Source organism: Anaeromyxobacter sp. K (assembly GCF_000020805.1).
Classification (GTDB): domain Bacteria; phylum Myxococcota; class Myxococcia; order Myxococcales; family Anaeromyxobacteraceae; genus Anaeromyxobacter; species Anaeromyxobacter dehalogenans.
On the sequence record NC_011145.1, the window covers coordinates 454,593 to 468,536 of the forward strand.

Below are 13,944 nucleotides of genomic sequence, written 5' to 3' on the forward strand. Positions count from 1 at the left end.
TCAGGGTTCCTCCACCGGCTCCGGGGCGCGGGGCGAGATGCCGTCCCAGCGCTTCATCAGCTCGTTCGGGATGCCCAGCCGGTCGAGCACCCGCGCCACCACCGTGTCCACCACCTGGTCCACCGTCCTCGGCCCCGAGTAGAACGAGGGCGAGGCCGGCATCACGAACGCGCCCGCCTCGATCACCTGCGTCATGGCGCGGGCGTGGACGAGCGAGATGGGCGTCTCGCGCAGCACCAGCACCAGGCGCTTGCGCTCCTTCAGCATCACGTCGGCCGCGCGGCCGACGAGGTCCACCGAGATCCCGTAGGCGATGCGCGCCAGCGCGCCCGCCGAGCAGGGGATCACCACCATGGCGTCGTACATCGACGAGCCCGACGCGAACGGCGCGGTGAAGTCCTGGTTCTTCCAGATCTTGAACGGGTAGCGCGGCTCGGCGCCGATCTCCTGCTTCCAGACCTGCTTCCCCGTCTGCGTGAAGACGAGGTCCGCCGACACGCCCAGGTCCGCGTTCGCGGCCAGGAAGTCGAGGAGCCGCCTCGCGTAGGGGGCGCCCGACGCGCCGGAGACGGCGACCACCAGCTTCACGCGCGCACCGCCGTGACGAGCCCGCACACGCCCGGGAACAGCGTCTCGCCGCGCACCTCGCGGAAGCCGGCGCGGCGCGCCGCGTCCTCGAACTCGACGCGCGAGGCGAAGCGCTCCATCGAGGCCACCAGGTAGCGGTACGCCTCCGGGTCGGGCGAGAGGATGCGGCCCAGCACCGGCAGCGCCAGCCGGTTGTACGCACCGTGCACGAGGCGCGAGCCGCGCGACTCGGAGCGGAAGAACTCGAGCACGCCGAGGCGGCCGCCCGGGCGCAGCACCCGCGCCAGCTCGGCCAGGCCCACCTCGTAGCGCTCCAGGTTGCGCATGCCGAACGTCACCGTGGCGAGGTCGAAGCGCGCGTCCAGGAACGGCAGCGCCATCGCGTCGGCCTGCGAGGCGGGCAGGGCGGTCTTCTCCACCCCGCGGCGGAGCATCTGCATGGAGAAGTCGGCGCCGGTGACGCGCAGGCCCGGGGCGCGGCGGCGGGCCAGGTCGGCGACGTCCATGGTCCCGGCGCACAGGTCCAGCATCCGCTCGCCGTCCTTCGGGGCGAGGTCGGAGAGCAGGCGACGGCGCCAGGCCTGGTCCACCTTCAGTGTCATGACCCGGTTCAGCAGGTCGTAGCGCGGGGCGATGCGGTCGAACATGGCCCGGACCGCGGAGCCGCGGTGCGCCTCGCCGGGCAGCGGAACGTTCACGTTCACTGGAGGATCCCTCCGCGGCGCGGCGTCCAGGACGCCGCCGGGGGTGGGGCGATGCGCGGGCGGCGGAGCGGCGCCGCGCCCGGCACCAGCCGGTCGTAGAGCGCGTCCATCCGCGCGATCACCTCGGGGGGGTGGACGCACACCTCCGGCCACTCGCGCCCGCCCTCCTCGCGCCACTTGCGCGTGGCGTCCACGCCGATCTTCCCGCCGTAGGCGAACCCGCCGGCGGCGTGGTCGAGCACGTCCACCGGCCCGTCGGCGATCACGAGGTCGCGCTTCACGTCCACGTTCGCGAACGCGCGCCAGGCGGCCTGCGGCACGTCCTGCACGTCCACGTCGTCGTCGAACACCACCAGCGTCTTCGTCTGCGCCATCTGCCCGGAGCCCCACAGCCCGTGGATGACCTTCTTCGCCTGCCCCGGGTGCTCCTTCTTGATGGAGACGAGGCACAGGTTGTGGAAGACGCCCTCGACCGGCATGCAGATGTCCACGATCTCGGGCGCCACGATCTGCATGAGCGGCAGGAACATGCGCTCGGTGGCCTTGCCCAGCCACTGGTCCTCGACCGGCGGCGGGCCCACCACCGTCGCCGGGTAGACCGCGTCCTTGCGGCGGGTGATCGCGACCACGTCGAGCGCCGGATAGTCGTCGGCGAGCGAGTAGAACCCGGTGTGGTCGCCGAACGGGCCCTCGCGCACGAGCGGCGCGGCGGTGTCCACGAAGCCCTCGATGACGAGGTCGGCGTCGGCCGGCACGTCGAGCCCGGTGGCGACGCCGGTCACGGTGTGGACCGACGAACCGCGCAGGAAGCCGGCGAACAGGTACTCGTCCACGTTGGGCGGCAGGGGCGCCGAGGCGCAGTAGGTGAGGGCGGGGTCGCCGCCGAGCGCGATGGCCACCGGCATCCGCTCGCCGCGCTGCTGGTAGGCGCGGTAGTGCGCGGTGGCGGTCTTGTGGAGCTGCCAGTGCAGCGCGAGCCGCCGCGGCCCGAGCACCTGGAGCCGGTACATGCCCACGTTGCGGATGCCGGTCTCGGGGTCGCGGGTGATGACCTGCGGGAGCGTGACGAACGGCCCGCCGTCGTGCGGCCAGGTGGTGAGCACCGGCAGCGTGCCCAGGTCGGGCTCGCGGTCCACGATGTCCTGGCAGGCGCCGGAGGAGACGTGCTTCGGGGCCATCGCCGCGAGCTTCCCCAGCTTCGGGAGCATCTTCAGCTTGTCCCAGAAGGACTGGGGCGGCGCGGTGCGGAGCAGCGCGCGCAGCTCGTCCGCGTGCTGCTCGAAGTCGTCGCAGGAGAGCGCCCAGCTGGTGCGCCGGCGCGTGCCGAACAGGTTCATCGCGACGGGCAGGGTCCCGGGGCGGTCGAACAGGAGCGCCGGGCCGCCCTGCTTGGCGGCGCGGTCGGCGAGGGCGGCCATCTCGAGGACCGGGTCGACGGGCTCGGTGATCCGGACCAGCTCGCCGGCCTCGTCGAGCCGGGCGAGGAACTCACGCAGCGAGCGGTAGGCCATGGCGCGCGGATCTGTACCCCAGGTTCCCGGGGGTTTCAATGTTCGTTGAACGGATCCGGAGGCCCCGCCGCGGCGGGGAGAGCCTCATGATTCCGGGACGCTGGCCCGGGCCGCTTGACTTCGGTCAAGCGGACGCGTGATGGTTCGCCTCGATGGAACGCCGAAACCGCGCCCGCGACCTCATCGTGCTCGCCCTCACTGAGCTCGACGGCGAGCTGTCCACGAACCAGCACCGGCTCTGCCCCGAGCAGCTCGGGACGTGCCGCTCGCGCCTGCAGGGCTACCTCTCGGCCCTGGACGGCGACGCGCTGCCGCCGAAGCGCGACCGGGCGGAGGACCTGGGCCGGTTGATCCTCGACTCCTGGCCCTACGACGTGCCGCTCGGGCAGGTGATCCTGCGCGCCGAGCGGGCCTGGCGAAACGCCTGACCCCGCCGCGCCGCGCGCGCCCCCGCGCTCACGGCACCGCTGCGCGCGGTCCGGGCAGGGGCTGCGCGGCGCCGGGCGGCAGCCGCCGCGCGATCGCCGGCAGCACCCGGGCCGGGACCCCCGCGTCCTGCAGGGCCGGCGCGATCGCCGCGGCATCGCCCACCACCACGATCGCCTCGCGACCGAGCGCCCAGCGTCCGGCCTCGGCGACGAGCGCGCGCGCGTCGAGCGACGCGGTGCGCGCCGCGAACGTGTCCCACTCGTCCGGCGGCAGGCCGTGGACGAACATCTCGGTGAGCCGCAGCGCGTTCCGCCAGGAGGTGCCGAGGCCGCGGCCGGCGCGGCGCACCGCGCGCCAGCGGGCCTGCGCCAGCGCCTCGGGCTCGAGCGGCCGCGCCGAGGCGGCGAGCTCGCCCAGCATCGCCGCCAGCGCCTCGCCGGCGCGCGCGCGGTCCACCGCGGTCGAGAGCACCAGCGCGCTGCCGAGCGACTGCTCCAGGATCGACAGGGACACGCGGTAGGTGAGGCCCGCGTCGTCGCGGAGCCGGGCGGTGAGCGCGTGCTGGAGCCGCCAGGAGAGCGTCCGGAACGCCGCCTCGTCCCGGGCGCCGCGCGGCGGGACGCGCACGCCCACCAGCACCTCGGCGACCCGCCAGCCGGGGCGGTCCACCACCACCAGCTCGCGGCGCCCGGGCAACGGCGCCGGCGGGCGGGGCGGCAGCTTGCCGTCGCCGCCGCGCGGCCGCCAGCGCCCGAGCCGCTGCTCGATCCGCTCGAACAGCGCGTCGGTCGCGGCGACGTCGCCGGCGATGACGAGGGCGGCCCGCTCCGGCCGGACGTTCAGGCCGAGCCACTTGCCCGCGTCCGCGGCGCGGAACGCGCGCACCCGCGCCTCGGTGACCTCGGCGGAGTACGGGTGCCCGGGGTAGAGCAGCTCGAGCAGCTGCTGCCCGGCGGCCTCGTGCAGCGTGGGCGGGCGGCGCCGCAGCGCGTCCGCCATGGCGTCGCGCTCGCGCTCGAACGCGGCGGCGTCCACGCGGAGGTCGCCCGCGCGGCAGGCCACCTGCGCGAGCGCCAGGTCCACCAGCTCGGTGGGCGCGCGCGCGCCGAACTCCAGCCGGTCGCCGCCCACCGTCGCCGGCCGGTCCGCGCACCGGGCCGAGCGGAGCGCCAGCACCTCGAACACGCGCTCCAGCGGGCCGGCGGGCTCGGTGCGCACCACCAGGTGCGCGGAGAGCACGCGGTAGCCGGGGCGCGGCGACACGATCACCCGCACGCCGTTCTTCAGCTTGCGCCGGCGCGCGCTGTCGAGGTGTGGCGGGCGCATGGCGCGGGCCGCGTCGCGCGCGGGCGCGGGCTCGCCGGCGGCCGCGGCGCCGTGCGGGTCGTCGTCGTCGAGCGCGCTCGCGCCGGGGAGGCGCGGCGGCGCGTCGTCCCGCGGCGCCTCGCCGGGAACGACGGCCAGCGCCACCAGGCGCTCCTCGCGCAGCCACCGGCGGGCGAACTCGGCGCGGTCCGGCGTCACCGCGGCGCCGACCGCCGCGGGCATGCCGGTGAGGTAGTCGGTGCGGCCGGTGAGCCGGATCCAGCGGGCGACCTCGGACGCGTCGAGCGCCTCGAGCCGCACGTGCGCGTCCAGCACCAGCCGGTCGCGCAGCTCCTCGCCCCCCGGATCCGGCCCGCCCTGCCAGCCGGCGAAGCGCAGGCCGGCGCGGAGCCGCTCGACCAGCGGGCGCGCGTCGTCGGGGCCGCGCAGGCCGATCCGGATCACCGGCAGCGACGCGCCGTCCATCCCGTGGACGAGCAGCTCCACCGAGAGCGCGCGCTCGCGGTCCGGCCCGGAGAGCACCTGCTCCACCTGCGCCTCGAGCGCGCGCAGCGCGAGGTACGCGCGCGCGCCGCCGGCGGCCGCGTCGCCCGGGAGCGGCACCGTGAGCAGCAGCCAGGCGCGCTCCACCGGCGCGCGCACCACGTCGAGCGCCGCCGGCCGCGCGGCGCCGAGCTCGGGCGGCGGCACCGGCGGGTCCGCCGCCTGGCCCGGCCGCGTGGCCAGCTCGCCGAGCGCGGCGCGGGCGCGGGCGGCCACCGCCTCCGCCGGCGCGGGCCCCGCCACGATGAGCAGCAGGTTCTCCGGGCGGTAGTGCGCCCGGGCGAACGCGCGCACGTCCTCGAGCGTGATGGCGCGCAGCGAGCCGGGCGTGGCGATCCGTCCGTAGGGGTGGCCCGCCAGCGCGCGGGCGGTCAGCCAGTCCACCTGCGGCCAGAGCGCGTCCGGGTCGCCCCGCAGCGCCAGCTCCTGCAGGACCACCTCGCGCTCCCGGCGCAGCTCCGCCTCGTCCACCCCCGCCAGCGGGTCGCGCAGCCGGTCCGCCTCGATGCGGAGCAGCGCGTCGAGCTGCTCGGGGTCGCCCACCGCGTGGAAGTCGGTGGCGTCCGCCGAGGTGCGCCCGTCGAACTCGACCCCCTCCGCCTCGAGCTGCGCCGACAGGGCGCGCCCGCCGCCGCGGTGCGCGCGGAAGGAGAGGTGCTCGACGAGGTGCGCGAGGCCCTCCTTCCCGGCCGGGTCGCGCGCGCTGCCGACCCGGTACGACGCGGCCACCAGCGTGTCCGGCCGGTGCGGCAGCGCATACGCGACCAGCTGGATCCCGGAGGGCAGCGCCTCCGCGCCGGTGGCGCAGGCCGGCGTGGAGAGCCGGGGCCTGCCGAGGGCGCAGGACGCGAGCAGGAGCGGGACGAGCGCGGCGACGCGGGCGCGCATCGATTGGCAGGTATGGACCGGCGCGGGCGAAACGGAGTACCCGGGTGGTCCCCGAACCGAGCGTCGGTGCCACGCGCCTCCCGCGCCACGTCGAACCGGCGAATCCACGCAGCACGACGGCAAGCAGGGAGGGGGCCCCCGCGCAGCGGGGGAGGGGCGCAGCCCCTCGCCGCGGGGACCGCTCGCGCGCCCGCGAAGGCGGGCGCGAGCGGTCACGGGCCCCGCGCAGCAGGAGTGGGGCCCCGACGGCTCTGCCGGCGGGGCGAGGGCGCAGCCCTCGTCGTCACGCTCCGCGAGCGGTCACGGGCCCCGCGCAGCAGGAGTGGGGCCCCGACGGCTCTGCCGGCGGGGCGAGGGCGCAGCCCTCGGTACGATCAGAACGCCCGTTCGGTCAGCTGCAGCGCGGCCGCGTGCAGCGCCCGGCGGTGCACGCCGTCCGGCACCTGCTCCAGCGCCTCGAGCGCGGTGCGGGTGTGCTCGCGGGCGAGCGCGCGCGCGGCGTCCACCCCGCCCACGCGCTTCACGACCGCGATGACCTCGCCGGCCACCGTCTCCACGTCCGCGGTGCCGTCCACCACGCCCCCGAGCCGCTCCCGCAGCGCCGGCTCCGCCTCGCAGGCGCGGATGAGCGGCAGCGTGGCCTTCCCCTCGATGAGGTCGGTGCCGAGCCGCTTGCCGAGGAGCCGCGGATCGGCGGCGTAGTCGAGCGCGTCGTCCACCAGCTGGAACGCGACCCCGATGCCCTCGCCGAAGCGCACCAGCGCGGCGGGGATCTCGCCCACCTCGCCGGCGGCCCAGGCGCCGGCCGCGGCCGCCCAGCCGAACAGCGACGCGGTCTTGCCCATCACCACGTCCATGTACGCCTGCTCGGTGGCGGAGAAGCCGCCGCGGAGCGAGAGCTGGAGCACCTCGCCCTCCACCAGCCGCCGCATGGTGGCGAGCAGCGGCGGCAGCGCCGCGGAGCGGGCCGGCTCGGCCGAGACGATCTCGAGCGCGCGGGTGAGCAGCCAGTCGCCGGAGAGCACCGACACGGCGTTGCCCCAGATGACGCGCGAGGCCGGCTGGCCGCGGCGCACCGGGCCGTCGTCGATGACGTCGTCGTGCAGCAGCGTGGCCGAGTGGGTCAGCTCGGCGGCCACCGCGTACGGCACCGCGCCGCGCATCTCGCCGCCGCAGGCGCCGCAGGCGAGCAGCGTCACCATGGGCCGGATGCGCTTGCCGCCGGCGGAGACGAGGTGGCGCGCGGCGGCCTGGAGCTTCGCCTCGGCGTCCTCGGTGGCGCGGGTGAGCTGCGCCTCCAGCTCGAGCAGGCTCTCCGGGAGGCTCGGCACGCCGGCGAGCGCCGCCTGCGCGCGCTCCGGGCGGACGCCGCGCTGCGCGCTCGCGTCGAGCTGGGAGAGGATGGCCTGCTCTTGCGCCGCCATTTCCGCGCCTCCGGGGGAACCTTCAACGAAAGTTGAAGCCGCATATAGCGCGGCTGGCGCCGCGGGGTCAACGAATGCGGCCCGCCGGGCGCGCCGCTCACTGGTAGGACCGGAGCGCGGGCCACAGCCCGGCGAGCGGGCGCCGCAGCCCCCTGCAGATCCAGATCCAGCGCGCGTCCTCGTACGGCATCACCCACGGGCTCGAGGGCAGCCGAGCCGCCAGCACGCGCTCGCGGAACGCGCCCCCGCAGTCCTCGTCCGCGTCGGAGATCACGAGGATCGGGTCGCCGCGGCCGGGCGGCACGCCCCACAGCCAGTACTGGTTGTGGCCGGAGATGGCCGGCGGCAGCCCCAGGTCCGCGCCGTACACGTCCACCGCGGCCGCCTCGCCGTAGTTCTGGCCGAACACCGCCGCGGTGGCGCGCTCCGCCGGCGCGAGCGTCGCGGCCGCCTCGCCGACGCCGCGCACGAGCTCGCGCCAGCCGTGCTGGTCGGCGAAGATCTGCGGGAGGACGCCGTAGGTGGTCCGCTCCATCCGCTCCGGCTCCACGCCGAGCGCCGCCTGCCAGCGGACGAACGCCGGCTCCGGCAGGAGCGGGAGCGCGAGCGGCAGCGCCGGCGCGACGGACAGGACGGTCAGCGCGGGCGCGGCGAGCCGCAGGGCCGGGCGGCGGAGCAGCCGCGCCGCTGCGGCCCCGCCCGCCGCGAGCAGCAGCGGCAGCACCGGCGCGGCGTAGTAGGGCTTCCCGCCGGTGGCGGCGAGGAGCGCGAGGTAGAGCGCGGCCCCGATCCCGAGCGCCCGCGCGCCCGGCGCTCCCGGCCGGCCGACGAGCCAGCCGAGGCCGCCCAGCCACAGCGGCGCGAGCAGCGGGTTCGCGTCGCGCAGGAGCGCGAGCGCGAACGCGGACGGCGAGGTGGGCGCGTTCTTGTGGAGCTGCCCGTTCCGCACCAGCTCCAGGAACGGGAGCCCGTGCGCGAGCTGCCAGGCGAGGTTGGGGAGCACCGCGAGCAGCCCCACCGCCGCGCCCGCGAGCGCCCAGCGCGTCCGGAGCGCGCGCCGCGCCGAGGTCGCCGCGACGCCGGCGAGGAGCGCCAGCGCCACCAGCGCCGAGGTGTACTTGAAGAGCGCGGCGAGCCCGGCCACCGCGCCGGCCGCCACCCAGAGGCGCGGGTCGCCGCCGTCGGCGAGGCGCACCAGGAGCAGCGCCAGCGCGAGCACGAGCAGCGGCTCGAACGCGTTCATGGTGAGGTAGTGCCCGAGCGCGAGCAGGACGCCGCACGCGAGCGTGGCCGCCGACGCGAGCGCCGCCCCGGCCGCGCCGGCCCCGAGCCGCGCGGCGAGGCGGCCGGCGAGGAGCACCGTCGCCGCCGAGGCGAGCCAGGCCGGGAGCCGCAGCCCGGGCACCCAGGTGCCGAACAGCTCCGAGGCGAGCCGCGCCACCACCGCGATGCCGGGCGGCTGGTCCACGTAGCCGGCCGCGAGGCGCCGCCCGCAGGCGACGAAGTAGAGCTCGTCGCGAAAGATGCCGTAGCGCCCGCCGCAGGCGGCGTGCAGCGCGAACGCGAGCGCCGCGAGCGCGCGCGGCGCGTCCACGAGCGGCCGGCGCGCGCGCTGGGTCGGGTCCACGCCGCGAGCCTAGCCCGCCTCGGGGCCGCGGCCCCGCTCCCTGGCGGGCCGGGCGGCTCACTCGCGCCAGGTCTCGAGCACGAGGTCGTCGTAGAGCACGCTGCCCTCGTAGTAGTTCACGTGCGGATCGCCGAGCATGAACCAGTCCGGCCAGGCGCCGCCGGCGGGCCAGCGCGGGTAGGCCGGCCCCACCGACGCGAACGCGCCCTCGTCCACGCAGCGCGCCGCGCCGGCCGCCTCGGCCGCGTCCACCGGGTAGTGGAAAACGCACGCGGCCGCGGCGTCGATGGTGGCGCGGTAGGTCTGCTCGCCGCCGTACCGGAAGCGCCCGGAGACCTCGATCGTGTAGCGCGGCCCGTCGCGCTCGATGGTCAGCCGGTACCAGGTGTCCGGCAGGTAGGCGTCCACCGCGCGGATCGCGCCGGACGGCTGCCAGGCGCCGTTCGAGAAGGAGAGGAAGGGCGGGCCGGTGCGCTCGGTGCCGGGCTGCGTGCCGTCGAGCGCGAACAGCATCACCGGGTGCTCGCCCGACCACACGAAGCGGCCGCCGTCCCAGATCTCCATCCACGGCGGGTAGTGGTTGTCCGAGTCCACCACCACCTTGCGGTGGTGGTGGATCCAGGTGTTGACGTGCGGGCGCGGGAGCCGATCCAGGATGGTGAGCCAGTAGAACCCGTTCTGCCGGGTCGCGTCCTCGCCCGGCCACCACGGCCCGGCGTCGGCGGGCCCGTCGTAGCCGTTCGGCCCGCCCGCGACCCCGTCGCCGAAGGACGGGAAGCCCACCCGCACCGAGACGCGGTAGCGCGCCGGGAGCGGCGCGGAGGGGCGGAGCACGGTCGCGTCGGTGTGCGCGCGCGAGGTGATCCGCAGCGCGTGGTTGGAGGGATCGGCCGGGTCCTGGACCACCTCGGCGAGCTCGTGCGTCGAGGCGCCCGCGCGGCGCGTGTACGACTCGATCGTGAACCAGCCGCCCGCGCCCGCGGGCGTCGAGGCGCGGAACGCCGCCGGCGGGGTCACGCTGCGTGAAGCGAAGAACGCGCCGCCGTCCGAGAACGGGCCGTCGTCCGGCACCGGGTCCGGCGCGAACGCGCCGTCGGGCAGCGTCGCCTCGAAGCGCTCCGCGGCCGCGACCGCCCAGCCCGGCGCCCCCGGCGGCGGGGCGGGCGGCGGGTTCGGCCCGCCGTCCCCGGGCGGCGGCGTCGCGCCGCCCCCGTCGCCCCCGGAGCCGCACCGCGCGAGCAGGGCGGCGACCGCGAGCGCCACCGCGAGCAGGGCGACCGGGCGCAGCACCACGACGGCGGAGACGGGGGCGGTCCGCATGCCCGGACCCTGCGCATCGGGCCGCCCGGCCGCGAGGGCGTGGTACCTTCGCCGCGTGCCGGTGGTGAAGCTCGTGCTGGAGTACGACGGGACCGCGTACGTCGGCTGGCAGGTCCAGCCGAACGGGCCCTCCATCCAGGCGGAGGTCGAGCGGGCGCTCGCCACCCTGCACAAGGCGCCGCGCCGGGTCACCGCGGCGGGGCGCACCGACGCGGGCGTCCACGCGCGCGGCCAGGTGGTCTCGTTCCCCGAGGATCGGCCGCTGCCGGTGAAGGCGTACGTCATGGGCATGAACGCGCTGCTGCCGCCCGACGTGGCGGTGCGCGCGGCCAGCCTGGAGCCGGACGGCTTCGACGCCCGGCGCAGCGCGCGCGGCAAGCGCTACCGCTACGTGATCGAGAACCTGCCCACCCGCGCCCCGCTCACCCGGCTGCAGGCCTGGCAGCACTTCCACCCGCTCGAGCTCGCGAGCGTCCGCGAGGCGGCCGCCCACCTCGTGGGACGCCACGACTTCGCCGCGTTCCAGGCCTCCGACTGCGCCTGCGAGCACGCCGTGCGCGAGGTGCGCCGCCTGGACGTGCTGGGCGAGGCGGGCGGGCGGATCGAGGTCGTGATCGAGGCGACCGCGTTCGTGAAGCACATGGTGCGGAACATCGTCGGCACGCTGGTGGAGGTGGGGCGGGGCAGGCGGGCGCCCGGCTCCATGCTCGACCTGCTCGCGCGCGGCGATCGCACCGAGGCCGGGCCGACCGCGCCGCCGCAGGGGCTGTTCCTGGAGGAGGTCTTCTACTGACCCGGGCGCGGCCGCTCCCCAGGAGGCGGGAGCCGTGGGCCCCCGCCCCCGGTGTGCTACCCTCTCCGCCTTTCCCCTCGCGTTCGCCCCTCCTCGGAGGAGAGGAGCCATGAGCCAGAAGAAGCTGAAGGTCGGAGTCCTCGGCGCCACCGGCATGGTCGGTCAGCGCTTCGTCGCCCTGCTCGAGCACCACCCCTGGTACGAGGTCACGCTGGTCGCGGCCAGCGCCAACTCGGCCGGGCAGAAGTACGCCGACGCGGTGAAGGGGCGCTGGGCGCTCAGGTCGGCGCTCCCCGCGGCGACCGCCGGGCTCACGGTGAAGAACGCCTCCGACGTGGCGGCCATCGCCGGCGAGGTGGACTTCGTCTTCTGCGCGGTGGACATGCCGAAGGACGAGACCGCCCGGCTCGAGGAGGACTACGCGAAGCACGAGACGCCGGTGGTCTCGAACAACTCCGCCCACCGCGGCACGCCGGACGTGCCGATGATGGTGCCCGAGATCAACCCGGAGCACGCGGCGGTGATCGAGGCGCAGCGCAAGCGGCTCGGCACCTCGCGCGGCTTCGTGGCGGTGAAGCCGAACTGCTCGCTCCAGAGCTACGTGCCGGCCATCCACCCGCTCATGAAGTTCGGCCCGAAGCGCATCGCGGTCGCCACGTATCAGGCGATCTCCGGCGCCGGGAAGACGTTCGAGTCGTGGCCGGAGATGGTGGACAACCTCATCCCCTTCATCAAGGGCGAGGAGGAGAAGAGCGAGAAGGAGCCGATGAAGATCTGGGGCCGGGTGGAGGGCGGCAGGATCGTCGCCGCCCAGGACCCGGTCATCAGCGCGCAGTGCATCCGCGTGCCCGCCTCCGACGGCCACATGGCGGCGGTGTTCGTGTCCTTCGAGCGCAAGCCGTCGAGGGACGACGTGCTGGAGCTGTGGAAGAGCTTCTCCGGCAAGCCGCAGAAGCTGGGGCTGCCCTCGGCGCCGAAGCCGTTCCTCCAGTACTTCGAGGACGAGTCCCGCCCGCAGACCCGGCTCGACCGCGACGCCGGCAACGGCATGGCGGTCACCATCGGCCGGCTGCGCCCCGACGCGATCTTCGACTACCGGTTCGTGTGCCTGTCGCACAACACGGTGCGCGGCGCCGCCGGCGGCGCGGTGCTCACCGCCGAGCTCCTCACCTCGGACGGCTACATCCAGGCGAAGTAGCCCCGCCCGCTCGCCCGCCTCCCCCGCGCCCCCTCGCCGGCCTGCCGGCGAGGGGGCCGCCGTCTCGGCCGCCGCCGCCCCGGCCGAGGGCGAGGCGCCGCGGTTCGCGCCGGGTTACATCAGCGCTGCCGCGGCATCCCACCGGAGCCGCCGGAGGCCGCCTGCCCCATGCGCTTCGTCGACGCCAGCCAGATCCCCGAGCTGCCGCTCCCGTTCATGAACGAGGACCACGCGGAGGAGGTGCGGCTGCTGGAGGGGCTGGGCGAGGCGCTCGAGGCGCACCGCGCCCGGACGGGCGGGCTGGAGACGGTGCTGGAGCGGCTCTCGCTGCTCGCCGTCCACACCCGCGAGCACTTCCTCCGGGAGGAGCAGGTCATGCGCGAGACGGGCTTCCCCGCCTATCCGCAGCACAAGGGGGAGCACGACCGCGTGCTCGCCGAGATGGACGGGGAGGCGCGCGCCTTTCGCGAGGGCGGCGATCCGGTGCGGCTCCGGGGCTACCTGTTCGAGACGGTGCCGGCCTGGTTCGTCCAGCACATCCGGACCATGGACGCGATGACCGCGCGCTTCGTGGTCTCGCGCCCCGGCGCGCCGGGCGCCGCCGCGGTGTAGGCCGGCCTCACCGCGCCGCGAGCGCGCCGCGCAGGTCCACGCCCACCTCCAGCGCGCCGTAGCCGGCCCGCCCGGACATCGACAGGTCCGCCCGGCCGCGCGCCGCGCCGGCCAGCGCGCCCGCGGCCGCGCCCACGGTCGAGAAGCGGACCGGCACCACCACCGTCGCCTGCCCCTGCGGCGGCACCGCGTCGAGCGCGGACTTCGCCGCCTGGATCACCGGCACGCCCGAGACGCGGAGGTCGTAGGAGAGGCGCCCCGTGGGCAGCGGGAACGGGTTCGGGTTCCGAACGCTCATGCGCAGCTCGACCACGGTGTGGAACAGGGTGGACTCGCGCACCACCGCGTCGGCCAGCGTCACCGTCGGCAGGCGCGGCAGCACCACGCTGCCGTCGATCCGGTACGGCGCCGCCACCGTGCCGTCGCCGGCCCGCACCCGCGCGGCGCCGCTCACCGTCACCGGCACCGAGGGGCGCGTCGCGAGCGCCTCCAGGAAGCCAGGGACGTCGGCCCAGCGCAGCCGGACCGGGACCGTCACCGGCAACGCGCCGCCGGCCGGGAGGACGAGGTCGCTCGCCACCTGCCCGCCGCCGGCCGCCGCGCCCATCACCTCGAACGCGTAGGTGAAGCCCGCCACCGGCAGGGCCACCGGGTTCGGGTTCTCGATCCGGCCGGAGAGCGCCAGCGCCACGCCGTACGCGTCGGCGCCGGTGGGGAGGAGCGCCTCGGGGCGGAACGCCGGCGGGTCCACCGCGAGCGGCGGGGTCCGCGCCGCGCGGCCGCCACAGGCGACGGCGAGGGCGAGCAGCGCGGCGAGGGCGGCGAGGGCTGCGTGGCCGAGCGGACGCATGCGGGGACCTCCGGGGCCCGCGGGAGGCGGGCCGTCCGGTTGTAGTCCGCCGCGATCCGGGGCCGACAGGCCCGGCGTCGGGCGAGGTGGGGCCGGGGCGCACATGCGCCGCCGGTCCCACCCCCGTCACC

Annotated in this window: 12 protein-coding genes; 4 read left to right on the top strand and 8 right to left on the bottom strand. The window is 76.5% G+C overall.

Features of this window, described 5'->3' with window-relative positions; translation table 11 throughout:
• From ANAEK_RS01990 to ANAEK_RS02000, 3 genes are read right to left on the bottom strand one after another with little or no spacing between them, the layout of a single operon-like run.
• Positions 1–588: a UbiX family flavin prenyltransferase gene (locus ANAEK_RS01990; protein WP_012524476.1), complete on the bottom strand. Its 588-nt coding sequence runs from the start codon at positions 586–588 to the stop codon at positions 1–3.
• Positions 585–1,286, bottom strand: a complete 702-nt coding sequence (locus tag ANAEK_RS01995; RefSeq protein WP_232288344.1) for a ubiquinone/menaquinone biosynthesis methyltransferase — start codon at positions 1,284–1,286, stop codon at positions 585–587. Before ANAEK_RS01995 ends, ANAEK_RS01990 begins: the two co-directional genes overlap by 4 nt.
• Before the next feature lie 2 nt (positions 1,287–1,288).
• Entirely contained in the window at positions 1,289–2,803 is a 1,515-nt protein-coding gene (locus tag ANAEK_RS02000) for a menaquinone biosynthesis decarboxylase (RefSeq protein WP_012524478.1), read from the bottom strand.
• Between the two features lie 152 nt (positions 2,804–2,955).
• Here ANAEK_RS02000 and ANAEK_RS02005 point away from each other — a divergent pair, with 152 nt between their 5' ends.
• Positions 2,956–3,231 carry a hypothetical protein gene (locus ANAEK_RS02005; protein ID WP_012524479.1) on the top strand — a complete coding sequence of 92 codons (276 nt, stop codon included), beginning with the start codon at positions 2,956–2,958 and terminating at the stop codon, positions 3,229–3,231.
• 28 nt (positions 3,232–3,259) lie between these two features.
• Here ANAEK_RS02005 and ANAEK_RS02010 read toward each other — a convergent pair whose 3' ends face one another.
• The 4 genes from ANAEK_RS02010 to ANAEK_RS02025 all read right to left on the bottom strand — a co-directional run bounded on the left by ANAEK_RS02010 (position 3,260) and on the right by ANAEK_RS02025 (position 10,360).
• Positions 3,260–5,989, bottom strand: a complete 2,730-nt coding sequence (locus ANAEK_RS02010) for a pitrilysin family protein (protein WP_012524480.1) — start codon at positions 5,987–5,989, stop codon at positions 3,260–3,262.
• Positions 5,990–6,363: 374 nt separating this feature from the next.
• A complete protein-coding gene (locus tag ANAEK_RS02015; RefSeq protein WP_012524481.1) occupies positions 6,364–7,413 on the bottom strand; it encodes a polyprenyl synthetase family protein in 1,050 nt (349 codons plus the stop codon).
• A 97-nt stretch (positions 7,414–7,510) separates the two neighbouring features.
• A complete protein-coding gene (locus ANAEK_RS02020; RefSeq protein WP_012524482.1) occupies positions 7,511–9,040 on the bottom strand; it encodes a glycosyltransferase family 39 protein in 1,530 nt (509 codons plus the stop codon).
• A 57-nt stretch (positions 9,041–9,097) separates the two neighbouring features.
• Entirely contained in the window at positions 9,098–10,360 is a 1,263-nt protein-coding gene (locus ANAEK_RS02025; RefSeq protein ID WP_012524483.1) for a hypothetical protein, read from the bottom strand.
• A gap of 55 nt (positions 10,361–10,415) precedes the next feature.
• On the opposite strand from ANAEK_RS02025, the gene truA reads away from it, so the two are divergent.
• The 3 genes from truA to ANAEK_RS02040 all read left to right on the top strand — a co-directional run bounded on the left by truA (position 10,416) and on the right by ANAEK_RS02040 (position 12,963).
• On the top strand, positions 10,416–11,153 hold the full coding sequence (truA, locus tag ANAEK_RS02030) for a tRNA pseudouridine(38-40) synthase TruA (protein ID WP_012524484.1): 738 nt from the start codon (positions 10,416–10,418) through the stop codon (positions 11,151–11,153).
• Between the two features lie 109 nt (positions 11,154–11,262).
• On the top strand, positions 11,263–12,351 hold the full coding sequence (gene asd / locus ANAEK_RS02035; RefSeq protein ID WP_012524485.1) for an aspartate-semialdehyde dehydrogenase: 1,089 nt from the start codon (positions 11,263–11,265) through the stop codon (positions 12,349–12,351).
• Positions 12,352–12,519: 168 nt separating this feature from the next.
• On the top strand, positions 12,520–12,963 hold the full coding sequence (locus tag ANAEK_RS02040) for a bacteriohemerythrin (RefSeq protein WP_012524486.1): 444 nt from the start codon (positions 12,520–12,522) through the stop codon (positions 12,961–12,963).
• A gap of 7 nt (positions 12,964–12,970) precedes the next feature.
• On the opposite strand, the gene ANAEK_RS02045 is transcribed toward ANAEK_RS02040, so the two are convergent.
• Positions 12,971–13,813, bottom strand: a complete 843-nt coding sequence (locus tag ANAEK_RS02045) for an LEA type 2 family protein (protein WP_012524487.1) — start codon at positions 13,811–13,813, stop codon at positions 12,971–12,973.
• Between the last annotated feature and the right edge of the window lie 131 nt (positions 13,814–13,944).

Coding starts and splice junctions, on each gene's coding strand:
- ANAEK_RS02000 (WP_012524478.1), bottom strand. CDS start 2,803: ATGGCCTACCGCTCGCTGCGTGAGTTCCTCGCCCGGCTCGACGAGGCC.
- ANAEK_RS02005 (WP_012524479.1), top strand. CDS start 2,956: ATGGAACGCCGAAACCGCGCCCGCGACCTCATCGTGCTCGCCCTCACT.
- ANAEK_RS02010 (WP_012524480.1), bottom strand. CDS start 5,989: ATGCGCGCCCGCGTCGCCGCGCTCGTCCCGCTCCTGCTCGCGTCCTGC.
- ANAEK_RS02015 (WP_012524481.1), bottom strand. CDS start 7,413: ATGGCGGCGCAAGAGCAGGCCATCCTCTCCCAGCTCGACGCGAGCGCG.
- ANAEK_RS02025 (WP_012524483.1), bottom strand. CDS start 10,360: ATGCGGACCGCCCCCGTCTCCGCCGTCGTGGTGCTGCGCCCGGTCGCC.
- asd (WP_012524485.1), top strand. CDS start 11,263: ATGAGCCAGAAGAAGCTGAAGGTCGGAGTCCTCGGCGCCACCGGCATG.
- ANAEK_RS02040 (WP_012524486.1), top strand. CDS start 12,520: ATGCGCTTCGTCGACGCCAGCCAGATCCCCGAGCTGCCGCTCCCGTTC.
- ANAEK_RS02045 (WP_012524487.1), bottom strand. CDS start 13,813: ATGCGTCCGCTCGGCCACGCAGCCCTCGCCGCCCTCGCCGCGCTGCTC.